This is a genomic window from Rhodovulum tesquicola (assembly GCF_024128855.1).
Classification (GTDB): domain Bacteria; phylum Pseudomonadota; class Alphaproteobacteria; order Rhodobacterales; family Rhodobacteraceae; genus Rhodovulum; species Rhodovulum tesquicola.
Map to the genome: position 1 here is coordinate 211,497 of NZ_JAMYDV010000001.1, position 15,741 is coordinate 227,237.

15 protein-coding genes and 1 tRNA gene are annotated in these 15,741 nt (G+C 69.0%); 10 read left to right on the forward strand and 6 right to left on the reverse strand.

What is annotated here, in order from left to right:
* Positions 1-33 precede the first annotated feature (33 nt).
* Positions 34-1,239, reverse strand: coding sequence for a tryptophan synthase subunit beta (gene trpB, locus NHN26_RS00920; protein ID WP_253087650.1), 1,206 nt, complete (start codon positions 1,237-1,239; stop codon positions 34-36).
* Between the two features lie 183 nt (positions 1,240-1,422).
* On the opposite strand from trpB, the gene NHN26_RS00925 reads away from it, so the two are divergent.
* A complete protein-coding gene (locus NHN26_RS00925; protein WP_253087651.1) occupies positions 1,423-1,764 on the forward strand; it encodes a DUF2853 family protein in 342 nt (113 codons plus the stop codon).
* A gap of 252 nt (positions 1,765-2,016) precedes the next feature.
* On the opposite strand, the gene NHN26_RS00930 is transcribed toward NHN26_RS00925, so the two are convergent.
* Genes NHN26_RS00930 through tsaD form a run of 4 tightly spaced genes read right to left on the reverse strand, consistent with a single transcriptional unit; the run spans position 2,017 to position 4,756 of the window.
* Positions 2,017-2,430, reverse strand: coding sequence for an EVE domain-containing protein (locus NHN26_RS00930; protein WP_253087952.1), 414 nt, complete (start codon positions 2,428-2,430; stop codon positions 2,017-2,019).
* Entirely contained in the window at positions 2,430-2,705 is a 276-nt protein-coding gene (locus NHN26_RS00935) for a YciI family protein (RefSeq protein WP_253087652.1), read from the reverse strand. The genes NHN26_RS00930 and NHN26_RS00935 overlap by 1 nt, the downstream gene beginning before the upstream one ends.
* 3 nt (positions 2,706-2,708) lie before the next feature.
* Entirely contained in the window at positions 2,709-3,674 is a 966-nt protein-coding gene (locus NHN26_RS00940; RefSeq protein WP_253087653.1) for an NAD(P)H-dependent glycerol-3-phosphate dehydrogenase, read from the reverse strand.
* Positions 3,671-4,756, reverse strand: a complete 1,086-nt coding sequence (tsaD, locus tag NHN26_RS00945; protein ID WP_253087654.1) for a tRNA (adenosine(37)-N6)-threonylcarbamoyltransferase complex transferase subunit TsaD — start codon at positions 4,754-4,756, stop codon at positions 3,671-3,673. The genes NHN26_RS00940 and tsaD overlap by 4 nt, the downstream gene beginning before the upstream one ends.
* A 75-nt stretch (positions 4,757-4,831) precedes the next feature.
* Between tsaD and NHN26_RS00950 the strand changes: the two genes are divergently transcribed.
* The 4 genes from NHN26_RS00950 to NHN26_RS00965 all read left to right on the forward strand — a co-directional run bounded on the left by NHN26_RS00950 (position 4,832) and on the right by NHN26_RS00965 (position 8,468).
* Complete coding sequence (locus NHN26_RS00950; RefSeq protein ID WP_253087655.1) at positions 4,832-5,554, forward strand: uroporphyrinogen-III synthase; 723 nt, start codon at positions 4,832-4,834, stop codon at positions 5,552-5,554.
* A gap of 79 nt (positions 5,555-5,633) precedes the next feature.
* Positions 5,634-6,923: a COG4223 family protein gene (locus NHN26_RS00955; protein WP_253087656.1), complete on the forward strand. Its 1,290-nt coding sequence runs from the start codon at positions 5,634-5,636 to the stop codon at positions 6,921-6,923.
* 13 nt (positions 6,924-6,936) lie between these two features.
* Positions 6,937-8,334, forward strand: a complete 1,398-nt coding sequence (locus tag NHN26_RS00960) for a heme biosynthesis protein HemY (RefSeq protein ID WP_253087657.1) — start codon at positions 6,937-6,939, stop codon at positions 8,332-8,334.
* Between the two features lie 58 nt (positions 8,335-8,392).
* Positions 8,393-8,468 (forward strand) — tRNA-Thr (locus NHN26_RS00965).
* Between the two features lie 40 nt (positions 8,469-8,508).
* Here the strand turns inward: NHN26_RS00965 and NHN26_RS00970 are convergent.
* A complete protein-coding gene (locus NHN26_RS00970; RefSeq protein WP_253087658.1) occupies positions 8,509-9,447 on the reverse strand; it encodes a VOC family protein in 939 nt (312 codons plus the stop codon).
* Between the two features lie 233 nt (positions 9,448-9,680).
* Here NHN26_RS00970 and NHN26_RS00975 point away from each other — a divergent pair, with 233 nt between their 5' ends.
* The 5 genes from NHN26_RS00975 (at position 9,681) to NHN26_RS00995 (ending at position 15,575) form a co-directional block, all read left to right on the forward strand.
* Positions 9,681-10,544, forward strand: a complete 864-nt coding sequence (locus NHN26_RS00975) for a flagellar motor protein MotB (RefSeq protein ID WP_253087659.1) — start codon at positions 9,681-9,683, stop codon at positions 10,542-10,544.
* A gap of 86 nt (positions 10,545-10,630) precedes the next feature.
* The gene (locus NHN26_RS00980) at positions 10,631-11,959 is read left to right on the forward strand and encodes a flagellar hook protein FlgE (protein ID WP_253087660.1); all 1,329 of its coding nucleotides are present in this window, start codon (positions 10,631-10,633) and stop codon (positions 11,957-11,959) included.
* A 38-nt stretch (positions 11,960-11,997) separates the two neighbouring features.
* A complete protein-coding gene (gene flgK, locus NHN26_RS00985; protein ID WP_253087661.1) occupies positions 11,998-13,458 on the forward strand; it encodes a flagellar hook-associated protein FlgK in 1,461 nt (486 codons plus the stop codon).
* Between the two features lie 3 nt (positions 13,459-13,461).
* On the forward strand, positions 13,462-14,475 hold the full coding sequence (locus NHN26_RS00990; RefSeq protein ID WP_253087662.1) for a flagellin: 1,014 nt from the start codon (positions 13,462-13,464) through the stop codon (positions 14,473-14,475).
* A complete protein-coding gene (locus tag NHN26_RS00995; RefSeq protein WP_253087663.1) occupies positions 14,472-15,575 on the forward strand; it encodes a flagellar basal body P-ring protein FlgI in 1,104 nt (367 codons plus the stop codon). The genes NHN26_RS00990 and NHN26_RS00995 overlap by 4 nt, the downstream gene beginning before the upstream one ends.
* The last annotated feature ends 166 nt before the right edge of the window (positions 15,576-15,741 follow it).

The following is a 15,741-nucleotide window of genomic DNA, read 5'->3' on the forward strand; positions in this document are numbered from 1 at the left end:
GGGCGTTTTCAGCCGGAACAGGGACTGATCGGCCTAAAGGTTCTCGCCGAACCCGTAGGTCTGCGTCACATAGTCGATATCCTTGTCGCCCCGCCCCGACAGGTTGATCAGGATCGACTTGCCCGGATGGTTCTCCGCCTCGCGCATGGCAAAGGCCACGGCATGCGCGCTTTCCAGCGCCGGGATGATGCCTTCGTGCCGCGACAGCGCGAAGAAGGCGGCCAGCGCCTCCTTGTCGTCGGCCGCCGTATAGGTGACCCGCCCGGTGCGATGCAGATGCGCATGTTCCGGCCCCACGCCCGGATAGTCCAGCCCCGAGGCCACGGTATGCACCGGCGCCGGATTGCCCTCCGCATCCTTCAGCACCATGGTCCGGAACCCGTGGATATCGCCATCCTCGCCATAGGTGATCGTCGCGGCATGGTCGCCCAGCGTCGAGGACGTGCCCAGCGGCTCGACCCCGTAAAGCGCCACGTCGTCGTCGATGAAGCCCGAGAACAGGCCCATCGCGTTCGAGCCCCCGCCGACGCAGGCCGCCACCATGTCGGGCAGCTCGCCCGTCAGTTCCAGAAACTGCTCGCGCGCCTCGACGCCCACCACATGCTGGAAGTTCCTGACCATCATCGGAAAGGGATGCGGTCCCACCACCGAGCCGATGGCGAACAGCGCCGTGTCGGCCTGCCCCAGATAGCTCTGGAAGCACGAATCCACCGCCTCCTTCAGCGACCGCCCGCCAAAGCCCACCGGCACCACCGTCGCGCCCAGCAGCTTCATCCGGGTGACGTTCGGCGCCTCCTTGGCGATGTCGATCTCGCCCATGTGGATCTCGCAGTCCATGCCGAAATAGGCCGCTGCCGTGGCCAGCGCCACGCCATGCTGGCCCGCGCCGGTTTCGGCCATCAGCTTCGTCTTGCCCATGAAGCGCGCCAGCAACCCCTCGGCCATGCAATGGTTCAGCTTGTGCGCGCCGGTATGGTTCAGATCCTCGCGCTTGGCATAGATCTGCGCGCCGCCGCACAGCGCCGACAGGTTCTTCAGATGCGAGACCGGCGTCGGCCGGCCCTGGAAATGCTTGCGGATATAGCGCAGCTCGCGGATGAACTCGGCCGACTTGGAAATCCGGTCATAGGCGTCGCGGATCGCCTTGAAATGCGGCTCCAGCGGCGGCGGCAGCATCGCGCCGCCATACTCGCCAAACCATCCCTCCCGCGTCGGCGTGGTCTTCAGATAGGACGCCATCCCGTTCCCTCCTCGTCGTGACTGGCGCCGATATGACAGCGCCCCGGCGGCGGCCTCAAGGCGTGAAAGCGACACATGCCCGGCCTGCCGCCGGGTCGCCCGGTTTTTCCTTTGTCCCCGATTCGTTTGGGCCTAGGCTTCGGCCATCCGGAGAAACCGGAACGCCATATGTGGAGGAGCAAGATGGGAAAACGCGAAGAGCTGATCGCACGATATGCCGACGACCTGCGCAACAAATGCGGGATCGAACCGGACATGGAACTGCTGACCAAGGTCACCATCGGCTGCGGCCCCGCGATCTACGATGCCGACGCCGCGACCGTCGCCGCCACCCAGCCGGGAGAGATCGAGACGGTTCGGACCAATTTCCTCATCAAGAAGCTTGGCCTGCCCGACGGTCCCGAACTGACCGAGGCGATCAACGCGGTGATCGAGACCTATGGCCAGTCCGAGCGCAACAAGTATCGCGCGGTGGTCTACTACATGCTGACCAAGCATTTCGGCAAGGAACAGATCTACGGCTGATCCTTCGCGGCGCGGATCGGGGGCGCCCCCGGCGGGCGCCCTTAGCGTTCCCTGCCCAGTCGTCTCAAATTGCGGGCACTTGCCCTTTGCGCCGAGCGGCAGCCCGGGTTAAGGTCCGGACATGCCCTCCAGTATGGTGGGGCCCTCAGATAGGTTCACGTGTGGTGCGCAGGGTGCACGTGGGGTGATGGAGGGTTCCGCATCTGGTGGAGCCCTCCATTTTTTTCGGAGTGCCGCTGGCGGAAATTCCCGCTACAGCCCGCCCATCTCGCAGACGATCCGCCATTCATCGTCCGTCACCGGCTGCACCGACAGGCGCGAGTTGTTGACCAGCACCATGTCCGCCAGACGCGGCTCGGCCTTGCACATCTCCAGCGTCACGGGCCGGGGCAGCGGTTGCACCGCCTTGATGTCCACGCATTCCCAGCGCGGATCGTCGGCCTTGCTGTCGGGATGGGCCTCGGCGATCACCTCGACGATGCCGACCACCGCCTTTTCGCTGAGCGAGTGGTAAAAGAACCCCCGATCCCCCAGCCTCATCGCCCGCATGTTGTTGCGCGCCTGATAGTTGCGCACGCCGTCCCATTCCTCGCCCGCATCGCCGCGGGCCACCTGGTCGTCCCAGCTCCAGGTGCTGGGCTCGGACTTGAACAGCCAATACGCCATCAGCCGATCACCCGTTTCCATTCCTCGATCACGACGCTGTCGAACAGCCCCGCCTTGGCGTAAGGGTCGCCCGCCGCCCAGGCCTCGGCCGCCGCGCGGTCGGCCACGTCCAGGATCACCAGCGAGCCGCACATCTGCCCGGCGCCGTCCAGGAACGGCCCGGCCTGCGCTACCACGCCGGATTGTTCGATATAGCCCAGATGGGCGGCGCGGTTGTCCAGGCGGGTTTGCAGATGGCCGGGCCTGTCCCGGCAGATCAGCGCGAAAAGCGGCATGTCTCATTCCTCCTTCAGCGGGCGGCTCAAGAGGATCTTGACCGCCTCGGAAATGCTGCGCCGGCCGTCGATCACATGGGCGACGCTTTGGGTCACCGGCATGTCGATGCCGCGCGCCGTGGCGATGGCGGCAACGGCGCGGGCGGTGGCCGCGCCCTCGACCGTCACCTCGGGGTCGAAATATTGACCCTTGCCCAGCGCCACGCCAAAGCTGAAATTGCGCGACTGCGCCGAGGTGCAGGTCAGCACCAGATCGCCGAAGCCCGACAGCCCTGCCAGCGTTTCGGGGTCCGCGCCATAGACGCGGGCAAAGCGCTGCATCTCGGCAAAGCCCCGCGTGATCAGCGCCGCCCGCGCGCTTTCGCCCAGCCCCGTTCCGATCACGATGCCCGCCGCAATCGCCATCACGTTCTTCAGCGCGCCGCCCAGTTCCGCCCCCACCGTGTCGGTCGTGCGGTAAAGCCTGAGCGTCTGGGTCGACAGCCGTTCCTGCAAGGCCACGCCCACGGACGGGTCGGCGCAGGCCAGCGTCAGCGCGGTGGGCAGTCCGCGCGCGATGTCGGTGGCGAAACTCGGCCCGGTCAGCACCGCGGGCACCGTCCCGGGGCAATTCTCGGCGATGATCTCCACCGGCCCCCGCCCGGTCGCCAGATCGACGCCCTTGCAACAGGCCACCATCGCCTTCGCCCCAAGCCGGGGACCAAAGGTTTCCAGCACGCTGGCCAGCACCTGCATCGGCGTTGCCAGCAGCACCAGTTCCGAGCCGCCGATCGCGTCGATATCGGAAGTGATCGCCACGTTCGAGGGCAGTTGCACACCCGGCAGGCGGGGGTTTTCGTTGCGCTGCCGGATTTCCTCGGCAAACGCCTCGTCATGCGCCCAGATCGCCACGTCGCGCCCGGCCTCGGCCAGAACGACGCCCATCGCCGTCCCGAACGCCCCCGCGCCTGCAATCCCGATCACGCTCATGCCTTGGCTCCCCTCTTGCCCGCACCGATCAGGGCGGGTTGTGTCTCGTCCAGTGGCCAGCGCGGCCGGGCGACCAGGTCCATCCCGTCGCGCGCGCCCAGCCGGAACCGCTCCAGCCCCGCCCAGGCGATCATCGCCGCGTTGTCGGTGCACAAGGCAAGCGGTGGCGCGACAAAGCGCAGCCCCGCATCGCCTGCGACCTGCTCCAGCGCCGCGCGGATCACGCGGTTCGCGGCGACACCCCCCGCCACCGCCAGCGCGGTTGCGCCGGGGGCCGCCGCCACCGCCCGGGCCGCCTTGCCCGCCAGCACATCGCGCACCGCCGCCTGGAACGCCGCGCACAGGTCGGCGCGGTCCTGAACGGTGATCCCGCCCTTTTCCGCGATGATGGCATCCCGCGCCCGCAGCAGCGCGGTCTTCAACCCGGAAAAAGACATGTCGCAGCCCGGCCGGTCCATCAGCGGGCGCGGAAAGGCGAACCGCCCCGGATCGCCCGCCATCGCCGCACGCTCGACCTCCGGCCCGCCGGGCTGGGGCAGGCCCAGCAGCTTTGCCGTCTTGTCAAACGCCTCGCCCGGTGCGTCGTCGATGGTGCCGCCCAGCCGCGTGAAATCCTCGACCCCCGCGACCGACAGGAACTGGCAATGCCCGCCCGAGGCCAGAAGCATCAGATAGGGAAAACCCAGCCCATCGGTCAGCCGCGGGGTCAGCGCGTGCCCCGCCAGGTGGTTCACCCCCACCAGCGGCAGCCCGGTCGCCGCGCAAATCCCCTTGGCGCACATCACGCCCGCCAGCACGCCGCCGATCAGCCCCGGCCCCGCCGTCACCGCCACCGCGTCCAGATCGCCCAGCCCCACACCCGCAGCGGCCAGCGCCTGCTCCACGCACAGGTCGATCTTCTCGGCATGCGCGCGGGCCGCAATCTCGGGCACCACGCCGCCAAAGGGCGCGTGCAGCGCGGTCTGCCCCCGCACGACCGAGGACAGGATTTCGGGCAGGCACCCGGCGCGCTGGCGCACCACGGCCGCGGCGGTATCGTCGCAGCTGCTTTCCAGCCCCAATACGGTAAGGGTGTCGCCCATGGCTCTGCCGTTGCCTCGTCTGACCGCGGCAGGTAACACCAGCCCGACCACCGGCACAATCCCGCGAGGCCCGCCTTGCCCCATGAACGCCCCCTTCTGCTGCTGACCCGTCCCCGGGCGCAATCGGCCCGCTTCGCCGACGAGTTCACCGCCCGCTTCGGCACGGGCTTCGACATCCTGACCGCGCCGGTGATGGAAATCGTGCCCGAGGCCGATCCGATCCCGCTGGACGGAGTGGCGGCGCTGATCTTCACCTCGGAGAACGGGGTCGCGGCCTTTGCCGCCGTCCAGCCCGACCGCTCGCTTCATGCCTGGTGCGTGGGCGAGCGGACGGCGGATGCGGCCCGGGCCGCGGGGTTCACCGCCACCGCGTCCGAAGGCACCGCCGAAACCCTGGTGCGCGACCTTGCGGCGGCGGGGCCAAGCGGCATGCTGCTGCATCTGCGGGGCGAACATGCCGCGGGCGATGTAAAGGGCGATCTGACCGCGCTGGGCTTCGAGATCGAGACGCGCGTGGTCTACCGGCAGGCGGCGCTGCCCTTCGGCGCGGATGTTCTGGCCCGCGTCGCGCAGGCGCCGCTGACGCTGCTGCCGCTGTTTTCGCCGCGTTCCGCCCGGCTGGTGGGCGCGCAGCTTGGCGACAGCCCGGCCCGGCTTGCCCTTGTGCCCATGAGCCCTGCGGTCACCGCCGCCTGGACCGGCCCCGCGCCGGTTGTCCTGTGCCCGGCCGCGCGGCCAGACGGCCCGGCGATGCTGGACGCCCTGGGCGAGGCGATTACCACGGCCCCAGCGTCTTGAGACCGCAGGGGCGAGCCAGTATGGTTCGCCGCGTCGCCCAGCGCGGCCCAAGGCGTAGCGAATCGAAAGGCGGTTTTCCGTGGCAAATACCCCAGACGACAAGGATCCCGTGAAGACCGACACGCTGTCGCAGCCAGAGGCCGAAACCGGCCCCGAACAGCCCGCGCCCACGGAATCCGAGACGCCCCCCGCCACCGACGGCACAGAGACCCAGGGCGACGCGCCCCGCGATCTGGCCGACACGATCGACGAGGCGACCGCCGCCTGGGAGGATGCCAGGCCGAGCGCCGAGCCCGCACCCGCCGCGGCCCCGAAACCCGCGAAGCCGGCCCCCGCGCCCCAGGCCCGGGGCGGCTTCCTCGCGCCCGTGATCGGCGGCGTTCTGGCCGCGGGCCTCGGCTTTGCCGCCGCCAATGTCATCAAGCCCGAGGGCTGGCCCTTCCCCGGATCCGGCGCCGGTCTCGGCGACGAGATGCGCGCCGTCCTGGCCGCCTCGGACGCCCGGCTGGCCGAGACGCAGGCCCAGATCGCGGCCCTTCAGGACCAGATCGCCGCGCTGGCCGAGGCGGGCAATGCCGGGGCCGAGGCGCTTGCCCCCCAGATCGCCGCCCTGGCCGAGCAGACCTCCGGGCTATCGGGCCGGACGGCGGATCTTGCCGACCGCCTTGCCGGGCTCGATGCCCGGGTCGAGGATCTTTCCAAGGCCCAGCTTGCCGTGGCCGGGGAACAGGCCGCCGAGGCCGTCGCCGCCTATGAGCGCGAGATCGCCGCGATGCGCGCGGAACTCGCCACGCAGCGCGACGAGAATGCCCAGCTGGCCGAGTCGGTGTCTGCCGTCGCCGACCGGGCCGAGGCCGAGGTCGATGCCGCCATGGACCGCGCCGCCCAGATCGAGGCGCGCGCCGCGCTGATGCGGATCGACGCCGCGCTGGCCAGCGGTGCCGCCTTCGACGGCGCGCTGGACCAGTTCGCGGGGGTCGAGATGCCCGAGGTGCTGGCGCGCCTCGCCGCACAGGGCGCGCCCACGCTCGCCACGCTCCAGCGCGATTTCCCGCCCGCCGCGCGCGCGGCGCTGGACGCGGCGCTGCGGGTCGAGGCCGCGGGCAGCGCGGGCGACCGCGTCAATGCCTTCCTGCGCAGCCAGCTTGGCCTGCGCTCGCTCGCGCCTCGCGAGGGGGATGACGCCGATGCCGTCCTTTCGCGGGCCGAGGCGGCGCTGCGCGGTGGCGACCTGCGCGCCGCGCTGACCGAGCTTGACGCCCTGCCGGACCCCGCCCGCGACGAGATGTCGGGCTGGATCGCCGCCGCCACGGATCGCGCCGATGCCCTCGAGGCCGCCCGCGCGCTCGAGCAAAGCCTGAACCAGTAAGGACGCGCGACACATGCTCTGGTCTATTCTCAAGATCCTCATCTTCGTCGCGATCGTCGCGGGCCTGACCTATGGCGCCGGCATCCTGATGGAAAACGCCCCCGGCCTGCGCATCGCGGTGGCCGATATCGAATTCGCCCTCGGCCCGCTGCAGGCGGTGATCCTCGCGCTGGCGCTGATGGCCGCGGTGTGGCTGTTGCTCAAGCTGGCGGGCTTTCTGGTCGCGCTCCTGCGCTTTCTGAACGGCGACGAAACCGCGATCTCGCGCTATTTCAACCGCTCGCGCGAACGCCGCGGCTTCCAGGCGCTGGCCGATGGCATGCTGGCGCTGGCCTCGGGCGAATCCCGGCTGGCGATGTCGAATGCCGCCAAGGCCGAACGCTACCTGCGCCGGCCGGAACTGACCAACCTCCTGTCCGCGCAGGCCGCCGAGATGTCCGGCGACCGCACGCGCGCCACCGAGATCTACAAGAAGCTCCTGCAGGACGACCGGACCCGCTTCGTCGGCATCCGCGGGCTGATGAAGCAGAAACTGTCCGAGGGCGACACCGACACCGCGATGAAGCTGGCCGAAAAGGCGTTCGCGCTGAAACCCCGGCATGAGGAAACCCAGGACACGCTGTTGCAGCTGCAGGCCCGGGCCGAGGACTGGAAGGGCGCGCGCCAGACCCTGAACGCCAAGCTGCGCCATGGCTCGCTGCCCCGCGACGTCCACAAGCGGCGCGATGCGATCCTCGCGCTGTGCGAGGCGCGCGACCTGATGGTCGATGGCGAGGGGCCGCGGGCGCGCGACATGGCGATCGAGGCGAACCGGCTGTCGCCCGACCTGATTCCCGCCGCGGCGCTGGCCGCCCGTGCGCTGGACCAGCAGGACAAGCCGAAACAGGCGCTCAAGGTCCTGAAACGCGCCTGGGATATCCAGCCCCATCCCGACCTCGCCGCCGCCTTCGCCGAGCTTCAGCCCGACGAGACCCCGGCCGAGCGGGTGGCCCGGTTCGAGACCCTGGCCGCAGGCAAGCCCGACGAGCCCGAAACCCGCATGCTGATGGCCGAACTGCACATCGCCGCCGAGGATTTCCCCGCCGCCCGCAAGGCGCTGGGCGATCTGGTCGAGACCGACCCCACCGCGCGCGTGCTGACCCTGATGGCCGCGATCGAGCGCGGCATGGGCGCCGATGACAGCGTGGTGCGCGGCTACCTCGCCCGTGCCCTCAGCGCGCCGCGCGGGTCGCAATGGGTCTGCGACAGCTGCGGCGCCGCGCATGAAACCTGGGCGCCGGTCTGCACCCGCTGCCACGGCTTCGACACGCTGGCCTGGAAACGCGCCCCCGCGCCCCAGATCGCCCTGCCCGGCGCGGCCGACATGCTGCCCCTGCTGGTCGGCGGGGCCAAGGGCGGGTCTGCGGGCTAGCTGCGAAAAAAGGGTCTACACACCCCCCCAAGAGGGTGCTAAAGACCCCGCCACCAGTGCCGGTGTAGCTCAGCTGGTAGAGCACGTCATTCGTAATGATGGGGTCGGGGGTTCGAGTCCCTTCACCGGCACCAGACCTCCCAGGCGGCGCCCCATCGGGCGCCGCTTGCGGTTTCAGGGGTCGAGCGGGACCAGGTCGCGCTCCAGCCGCCCGCGCAGGTGTTCGTGCTGGCGCGGCAGTTTCAGCGCCTCGCCCAGATGCTCGGGCGCCTCGTCGCGGGTAAAGCCCGGCGCGTTCGTCGCAATCTCGAACAGGACGCCTCCGGGGCTGCGGAAATAGATCGCGTGGAAATAGTCGCGGTCGATCGGCGGGGTCGCGCGCAGCCCCTGATCGGCCAGCGCCTGCCGCAGCGCATCCTGCGCCGCCCGGTCGGGCACCGCGAAGGCGACATGGTGAACCGAACCCGCGCCCTGAACCGCGGGCGCAGCCGCGACCGTTTCCAGATCGACGATCCCGGCCCCGTTATGACGGGCCAGTTCGAACCGCCGCAGCGCCCGGTCCCGGCCGGTCTCGGCATAGCCCATGGCCTGCAACAGCTCTGCCGTGGGTCCGGCATCGGCCAGCCGCAGCGTCACCGCATGAAAGCCCCGGATCGCCATTGCCGCGGCCACGCCGCCCCCGGCCCAGGGCGTGCGCCCGTCCGCCCGTTCGACCAGCGCCAGCCGCTCGCCATCCGGCCCGTCGAACAGAAGCCGCGCCTCGCCAAAGCGTTCCTCGACCGACAGCCCGGGCACGCCCGCCGCATGCAGCCGCGCCTGCCAGTCCGGCAGGCTGCCCTCGGGCACCGAGAACGCCGTCACATGCACCTCGCCCGTGCCCCGGCGCCCGCGTCTGGCCCCTTCGTAGGGGAAACAGGTCAGCACGCTGCCCGGCCGCCCGACCTCGTCCCCGTAATAGAGGTGATAGACCTCCGGCGCGTCGAAATTCACTGTCGTCTTCACCCGCCGCAGGCCCAGAACCGTCGTGAAGAACGCATTGTTCGCCACCGCCCCGCTTGCCAGCGAGGTGACATGGTGCAGACCCTCCACCGCCATCGCGCGTCTCCCTTCCATCGTGTCTTTCCCTCGCACGAAGCTTGGCGCCGCGACGCCCCGCCGCAAGGGCGGGCCGGAACACCGGCCCTGTGCGCGTCTGCACGTCCAGGCCGCACCAGGCTCGGGACATGCGCGAAAAAAGGCTTCAGTTCCGCGCGTTACCGCCCGAATTCCGCCAAGTTTCGGCGTTAGCCCGATCGGCATGGCTGCCCACTAGAAAAGCGGTGGGGTACAAATACGAAGGTGGTGCGATGGCGCATGGTACGAACGCGCCAGTCATCATCAAGCGTAAGAAGGTAGTGGGCGGCGACGGACATCACGGTGGGGCGTGGAAGGTCGCGTATGCCGACTTCGTGACCGCCATGATGGCCTTCTTCATGCTGATGTGGCTGCTGAACGCGACGACGGAAAAACAACGCAAGGGGATTGCGGACTATTTCAATCCCACGATTCCGGTCAACCGGGTCTCCGGTGGCGGCGAGGGCGCCTTCGGCGGGGACAGCGTGTTCTCCGAACGCATCCTGTCCCAGACCGGGACCGGCGCAGCCCAGCCCAGCCCCACGCCCGAACGGCAGGCCCGCGGCGAGGTCGGCTCGGAGCAGGACGCAAGGCAGAAGAACGACGCGTTGGCCCAGGCCGAGGCCGAGGCCCTGCGCGAGATCGAGGAACTGCTGAACGGCAAGAGCGGCGAAACCGTCTTCAGCGAGCAATTGCTGCGCCACATCGCGACGCGCCTGACCGACGAGGGGCTGATCGTCGAGATATTCGACCTCGACGACGCGCCGCTCTTCGTCGGTGACGGCACCGAGCCGATGCCTGTGCTCGACGAACTGATCGCGGTCATCGGCCAGGCCTTCACGCTGGTGCGCAACGAGGTGGCGGTGGCCGGCCATGTCAGCGCCCGGCCCATCGTTCTGGCCGACAACCCGGTCTGGGATCTCTCGACCGCGCGCGCCCATGCGGTCCGCCGCCTGCTCGAGGAGGCCGGGCTGCGCCAGGACCGGTTCGAGCGGATCACCGGCTATGCCGACCGCAAGCCCGCCGTCTCGGTCGCGATGGCGCCGCGCAACAATCGGCTGGAACTGGTGCTGCTGCGCTCGGACACGGGGAACTAGGTGGGATTTTAGATGTTAGGGGGGCGTTAAATGTCGGGGTGTAACGGTGCTGTCGGCTGGGGATCAAGCTGCAGAAAGGCGCTTACATGACCATTTCCTCCTCGCTTAACGCCGGTGTCTCTGGCCTCGCCGCCAATGCGAACCGGCTTGCGACCATTGCCGACAACATCGCGAACTCGTCGACCTATGGCTACAAGCGGGCGCAGACCGATTTCCACTCGATGGTGCTGGACGGCAACCGCGGGACCTATACCGCCGGCGGCGTGCGGATCACCTCGTCGCGCATGATCGACCAGTCGGGCGCGCTCGAGGCGACGAACAATCCGACCGATCTTGCGGTGCGCGGGCGGGGATTTCTGCCGGTGACGCAGGAAACGTCCCTGATCTCGAACACCGACGACTATCCGATGTTTCTTTCAACAACGGGCTCGTTCCGGACCGATGCCAACGGAATCCTGCGCACCTCGACCGGACTTGTGCTGCTGGGCTGGCCTGCCAACCCCGACGGCACGATCCCGCCCTATCCCCGGGACACGTCCGACGGCTTGCGGCCGGTCCAGATCCAGACCAACCAGTTCGCGGCCGAACCGACCACCGAGATCACGCTGGGCGTCAACCTGCCCGCGACCGAGACCGAGCCCGGCGCCTCCGGGACGCCGCTGAACCTGTCGGTCGAGTATTTCGACAATCTCGGCACCTCCCAGAGCATCGCGGTGACCTATACGCCGGACGTTCCCGGCGCAGCTCCCGCCTCCAACAGATGGACGATGGAGTTGCGTGACTCCGCCCAGGGCGGCGCCTTGATCGGCGAATACGAACTGGTCTTCGACGCAACCCAGGCCAATGGCGGCACGCTCCAGTCGGTCACCCTGACCGCAGCCGGAACCGCGGCCGGTGCGGGGGCATGGAACCCGGTGACGGGGGTTCTGAACGTCGATGTGGGCCCGCTTGGCGATACCATGTCGATCAATATCGGCGCCCAGAATGCGGGCGGCATCATGAGCCAGCTTTCCGACAGTTTCGCGCCCACCTCGATCATCAAGAACGGTTTTCCGGTGGGCAACCTGACCTCGGTCGAGGTCGATGGCAACGGGTTCGTCAAGGCCGTCTTCGACACGGGCATCACCCGGACGCTCTACCAGGTGCCGATCGTCGACCTGCCCAATCCGAACGGCCTGATCACGCTGGACAACCAGATCTACACCCTGTCCAGCACCAGCGGCTCGTTCTTCCTGTGGGATGCCGGTGACGGGCCCACGGGCGATGTCATCGGCTACGCGCTCGAAGGCTCGACGACCGACATCGCCGGCGAACTGACCGACCTGATCCAGACCCAGCGCGCCTATTCGTCGAATGCCAAGGTGATCCAGACCGTGGACGAGATGCTGCAGGAAACGACAAACATCAAACGCTAGTCCGGTCGCCCCCGGTCAGCGTGGAAGCGAGGTGAAAGATGAGCCTGAGTGCAAGCCTGTCCAATGCCCTGTCCGGCCTGAACGCCGCGTCAAGGGGGGCTCAGGTCGTATCCACGAACATCTCGAACGCGCTGACCGACGGCTATGGCCGCCGTTCCCTCGAAACCTCGACGGTCACGACGGGTGGCGTCCGCGTCGACGGCGTGCGCCGCGACGTCAACCAGGCGCTGATCTCGGATCGGCAACTTTCCCAGGCCGATACCGGCGGGGCCGGGGTGCGCGCCAACGCGCTCTCGCGGATCGAGGCCGCGCTGGGCACGCCCGACGATCCAGATTCCATCGCGGCGCGCATCGCCGCGATGGAAACCGCGCTGGTCTCGGCGGCCAGCCGCCCTGACAGCAACACCCGGCTGGCGGATGTCCTGTCCTCCGCGCAGGCCGTCGCCGGGACCATCCGCGCGGCCGCGAACGACATCCAGGCGGTCCGCATGGACGCCGAGACGGCCATCGCCAACGATGTCCAGACCCTGAACGATTCGCTTGCCCGCATCGCGGAGCTCAATGTCGAGATCCGCAGCCATGCCGGCAGCAGGGCCGATTTCAGCGGGCTTTTCGACCAGCGCCAGGTCCTGGTCGACCGCATCGCCGAGATCGTCCCGCTGCGTCAGATCCCCCGCGACAACGGCACGATCGCGCTCTACAGCAGCACCGGGGCCGCCCTCGTCGACGGGCAGGCCTCGGAATTCGGGTTCACCCCCGCGGGCCTCATCGTCTCCGGCATGACCTTCGACGGCGGGGCGCTGTCCGGTCTTACCCTGAACGGCGAACCTGTTGCCGCCACGGGAAGTTTCGCACCTATGGGCGGTGGCCGCCTGGGAGCCCTGTTCGAGCAGCGCGATATCGTCGCGCCCCAGGCGCAGGACAGTCTCGACGCCGTTGCCCGCGACCTCGTCGAGCGGTTTCAGGATCCCGCGCTGGATGCGACGCTTCCGGCCGGGGCGGCCGGGCTCTTCACCATCGGCGCGAACGCGCCTTTCGATCCCGCGGCCGTTCCGCCGCAGGAACCCGGCCTGTCCGAGCGGATCGCCATCAACACGCTGGTCGATCCGGACAAGGGCGGCGCGCTCTGGCGGCTGCGCGCCGGTCTCGGCGCCGCGGCGCCCGGCGATGTCGGCGATTCCCGCCTGATCGACGCGTTTTCCGGGGCGCTGGGCGCGGGCCGGACGATCGCGTCCGGACCGTTGGCCGGGCAGTTCTTCTCGGCCTCCGGCCTCGCTTCCGAAACCGTGTCCCTTGTCTCGGTCAAGGCCCAGCGCGCGATCGAGAACGAAGGTTTCGCGATGGCCCGCACCAACGCCCTGAAAGAGGCCGAGCTGCAAGGCGGCGTGGACACCGATGCCGAGTTGCAGCGCCTGCTGATGTACGAACAGGCCTATGCCGCGAATGCGCGCGTCATTCAGACCGTCGACGAGATGATGCGCCGCCTGATGGAGCTTTGAGCCATGTCCTTCATTTCCCTGGGCGACCTGTCCCGCGGCTTCGCCCTGCGCGCCCAGAACACCGAGATCAAGGCGCGTCTCACCCGCCTCGGGCAGGAGGTCTCGACCGGGCTCACCGCCGATCCGGCCGCCCGTCTGCGGGGCGATTTCCGCGCGCTCGGCTCGATCGAGCGCGGGCTCAAGGTCATGGATTCCTACGACATCGCCACCAGGGAGGCCGCCTTTGCGACCGAGGTGATGCAGAATGCGCTCGGGCAGGTGCATGATGCCGCGCAGAAGGTGGGGTCCGGCCTGCTGACCGCCACGACCATGTTCGACGCGGGCACGATCGACCTGCTGGGGATCGAGGCGAAGGGCATGCTTGATCTCTCCGTCGCCGCGCTGAATGCCCAGGCCGGCGGCCGGACGCTGTTCGCCGGCGCCGCAACCAACGGCCCGGCGCTGGCCTCCGCCCCCGAAATACTCGACGAGGTCAAGGCGGCCGTCGCCGGGCTGACCTCGGTCCAGGATGTGCTTGATGCGGTCGACCTCTGGTTCGAGACGCCGGGCGGCGGGTTCGACACCCTGGGCTATCTGGGATCGGACACCCCCGTCGGGCCTGCGCGCCTGAACGACCGCAACAGCCTGGCCCTCGACGTGACCGCGGCGGACCCGACCATCCGGACCACGCTCAAGCTTCTGGTCGCCGGTGCGCTCCTGTCCGACAATACCGTCCTCGGCGGCGATCTGGCGCAGCGCAAGGCCCTGGCCGTGGCCGTTGGCGGCGGGCTGTTGACGAATGCCACCGACATGACCACCCTGCGTGGCGAGGTCGGCACCGCCCAGGCGCAGGTCGAGACCATCAAGACCGAGAACGCCTCCAGCCGCCAGATGCTGGAGCTTGCCCGGCTCGACATGCTTGCCGTCGACCCCTACGACGCGGCAAGCGAACTCAAGGCCGCCGAGACCCAGCTCGAGACGATCTATACCATCACCGCGCGCCTTTCGCGCCTCAAACTGGTGGACTTCCTCAGATGATGCGCGGGATCCTGACCGTTCTTCTTGCCGTCTCCCTGGCCATTCCGGCCTTCGCCTCTCCGATCCGCATCAAGGATCTGGTCGAGTTCGACGGCGTGCGCGGCAACGATCTGGTGGGCTACGGCCTCGTGGTCGGCCTGAACGGTTCGGGCGACGGCATCCGCAACGCCCCCTTCACCGAAGAGATCATGTCCAGCATCCTCGAGCGGCTCGGCGTTAACGTTACCGGCGAACAGTTCCGCCCCAAGAACGTCGCCGCGGTTTTCGTCACCGCCGAGTTGCCACCGTTTTCGCGCGCGGGCTCGCAGATCGACGTGACGGTCTCGGCGATCGGCGATGCCAAGAGCCTGTTGGGCGGAACGCTGGTGATGACCCCGCTGAACGCCGCGGACGGCCAGATCTATGCCGTCGCCCAGGGCACCGTGATCGCCGGCGGCGCCGCGGCCGAAGGCGAGGGCGCCACCGTGATCCAGGGGGTTCCGACCTCGGGCGTCATTCCCTCCGGCGCCCGGGTCGAGCGCGAGATCGATTTCGACTTCAGCACGCTGACCTCGCTGCGGCTTGCGCTGCGCAGTCCCGATTTCACCACCGCCGGCCGGATCGAGGCGGCGATCAACAACAATTACGGGCGCGGCGTGGCGCGCATGATCGACTCGGGCACGGTCGTGCTCGACATCCGCGCAACCCAGGCCCCGTCGCCCGCCCATGCGCTGCAACGCATCGAGGGCATCACCGTCGAGCCGCAGCGCAAGGCCCGCGTCGTCGTCGACCAGAGATCCGGCACGATCGTGATGGGCGAGGACGTGCGCATCTCGCGCGTGGCCGTCTCGCAGGGCAACCTCACGCTCCGGATCGAGGAAGAGCCGATGGTCGTCCAGCCCAACCCCTTCGCGCCAGGGCAGACCGTGGTCGTGCCGCGGACCCGGGCCGATATCCGGGAAGAGCCGGGCATCGGCCTTGCGGAGGTGCCTGGCGGCGCCTCGCTCTCCGAGGTTGTGGCCGGGCTGAACGCGCTGGGCGTGTCGCCGCGCGACATGATCGACATTCTCAAGAGCATCAAGGCCGCCGGTGCGCTGCACGCGGAATTCGTCGTGCGTTGAGCGCGCGGGATTCGTCGTGCTTTGAGCGCGGGGAGTTCGTCCTGCGTCGAGCGCGCGGGTTTCGCGGTGCGGCTGACCCTCGGCCCGGGCGAACCGGGCCGGATCGCCCGCCGCGGGCCTGTCCTCTGGCGGAACATCACGCCCCAACCCCTCGCGCCCCATGCGG

Excerpts from the sequence above, each read along its gene's own strand:
- trpB (WP_253087650.1), bottom strand. The coding sequence starts at position 1,239 with ATGGCGTCCTATCTGAAGACCACGCCGACGCGGGAGGGATGGTTTGGC.
- NHN26_RS00925 (WP_253087651.1), top strand. The coding sequence starts at position 1,423 with ATGGGAAAACGCGAAGAGCTGATCGCACGATATGCCGACGACCTGCGC.
- NHN26_RS00930 (WP_253087952.1), bottom strand. The coding sequence starts at position 2,430 with ATGGCGTATTGGCTGTTCAAGTCCGAGCCCAGCACCTGGAGCTGGGAC.
- NHN26_RS00935 (WP_253087652.1), bottom strand. The coding sequence starts at position 2,705 with ATGCCGCTTTTCGCGCTGATCTGCCGGGACAGGCCCGGCCATCTGCAA.
- NHN26_RS00940 (WP_253087653.1), bottom strand. The coding sequence starts at position 3,674 with ATGAGCGTGATCGGGATTGCAGGCGCGGGGGCGTTCGGGACGGCGATG.
- tsaD (WP_253087654.1), bottom strand. The coding sequence starts at position 4,756 with ATGGGCGACACCCTTACCGTATTGGGGCTGGAAAGCAGCTGCGACGAT.
- NHN26_RS00960 (WP_253087657.1), top strand. The coding sequence starts at position 6,937 with ATGCTCTGGTCTATTCTCAAGATCCTCATCTTCGTCGCGATCGTCGCG.
- NHN26_RS00970 (WP_253087658.1), bottom strand. The coding sequence starts at position 9,447 with ATGGAAGGGAGACGCGCGATGGCGGTGGAGGGTCTGCACCATGTCACC.
- NHN26_RS00975 (WP_253087659.1), top strand. The coding sequence starts at position 9,681 with ATGGCGCATGGTACGAACGCGCCAGTCATCATCAAGCGTAAGAAGGTA.
- NHN26_RS00980 (WP_253087660.1), top strand. The coding sequence starts at position 10,631 with ATGACCATTTCCTCCTCGCTTAACGCCGGTGTCTCTGGCCTCGCCGCC.
- flgK (WP_253087661.1), top strand. The coding sequence starts at position 11,998 with ATGAGCCTGAGTGCAAGCCTGTCCAATGCCCTGTCCGGCCTGAACGCC.
- NHN26_RS00990 (WP_253087662.1), top strand. The coding sequence starts at position 13,462 with ATGTCCTTCATTTCCCTGGGCGACCTGTCCCGCGGCTTCGCCCTGCGC.
- NHN26_RS00995 (WP_253087663.1), top strand. The coding sequence starts at position 14,472 with ATGATGCGCGGGATCCTGACCGTTCTTCTTGCCGTCTCCCTGGCCATT.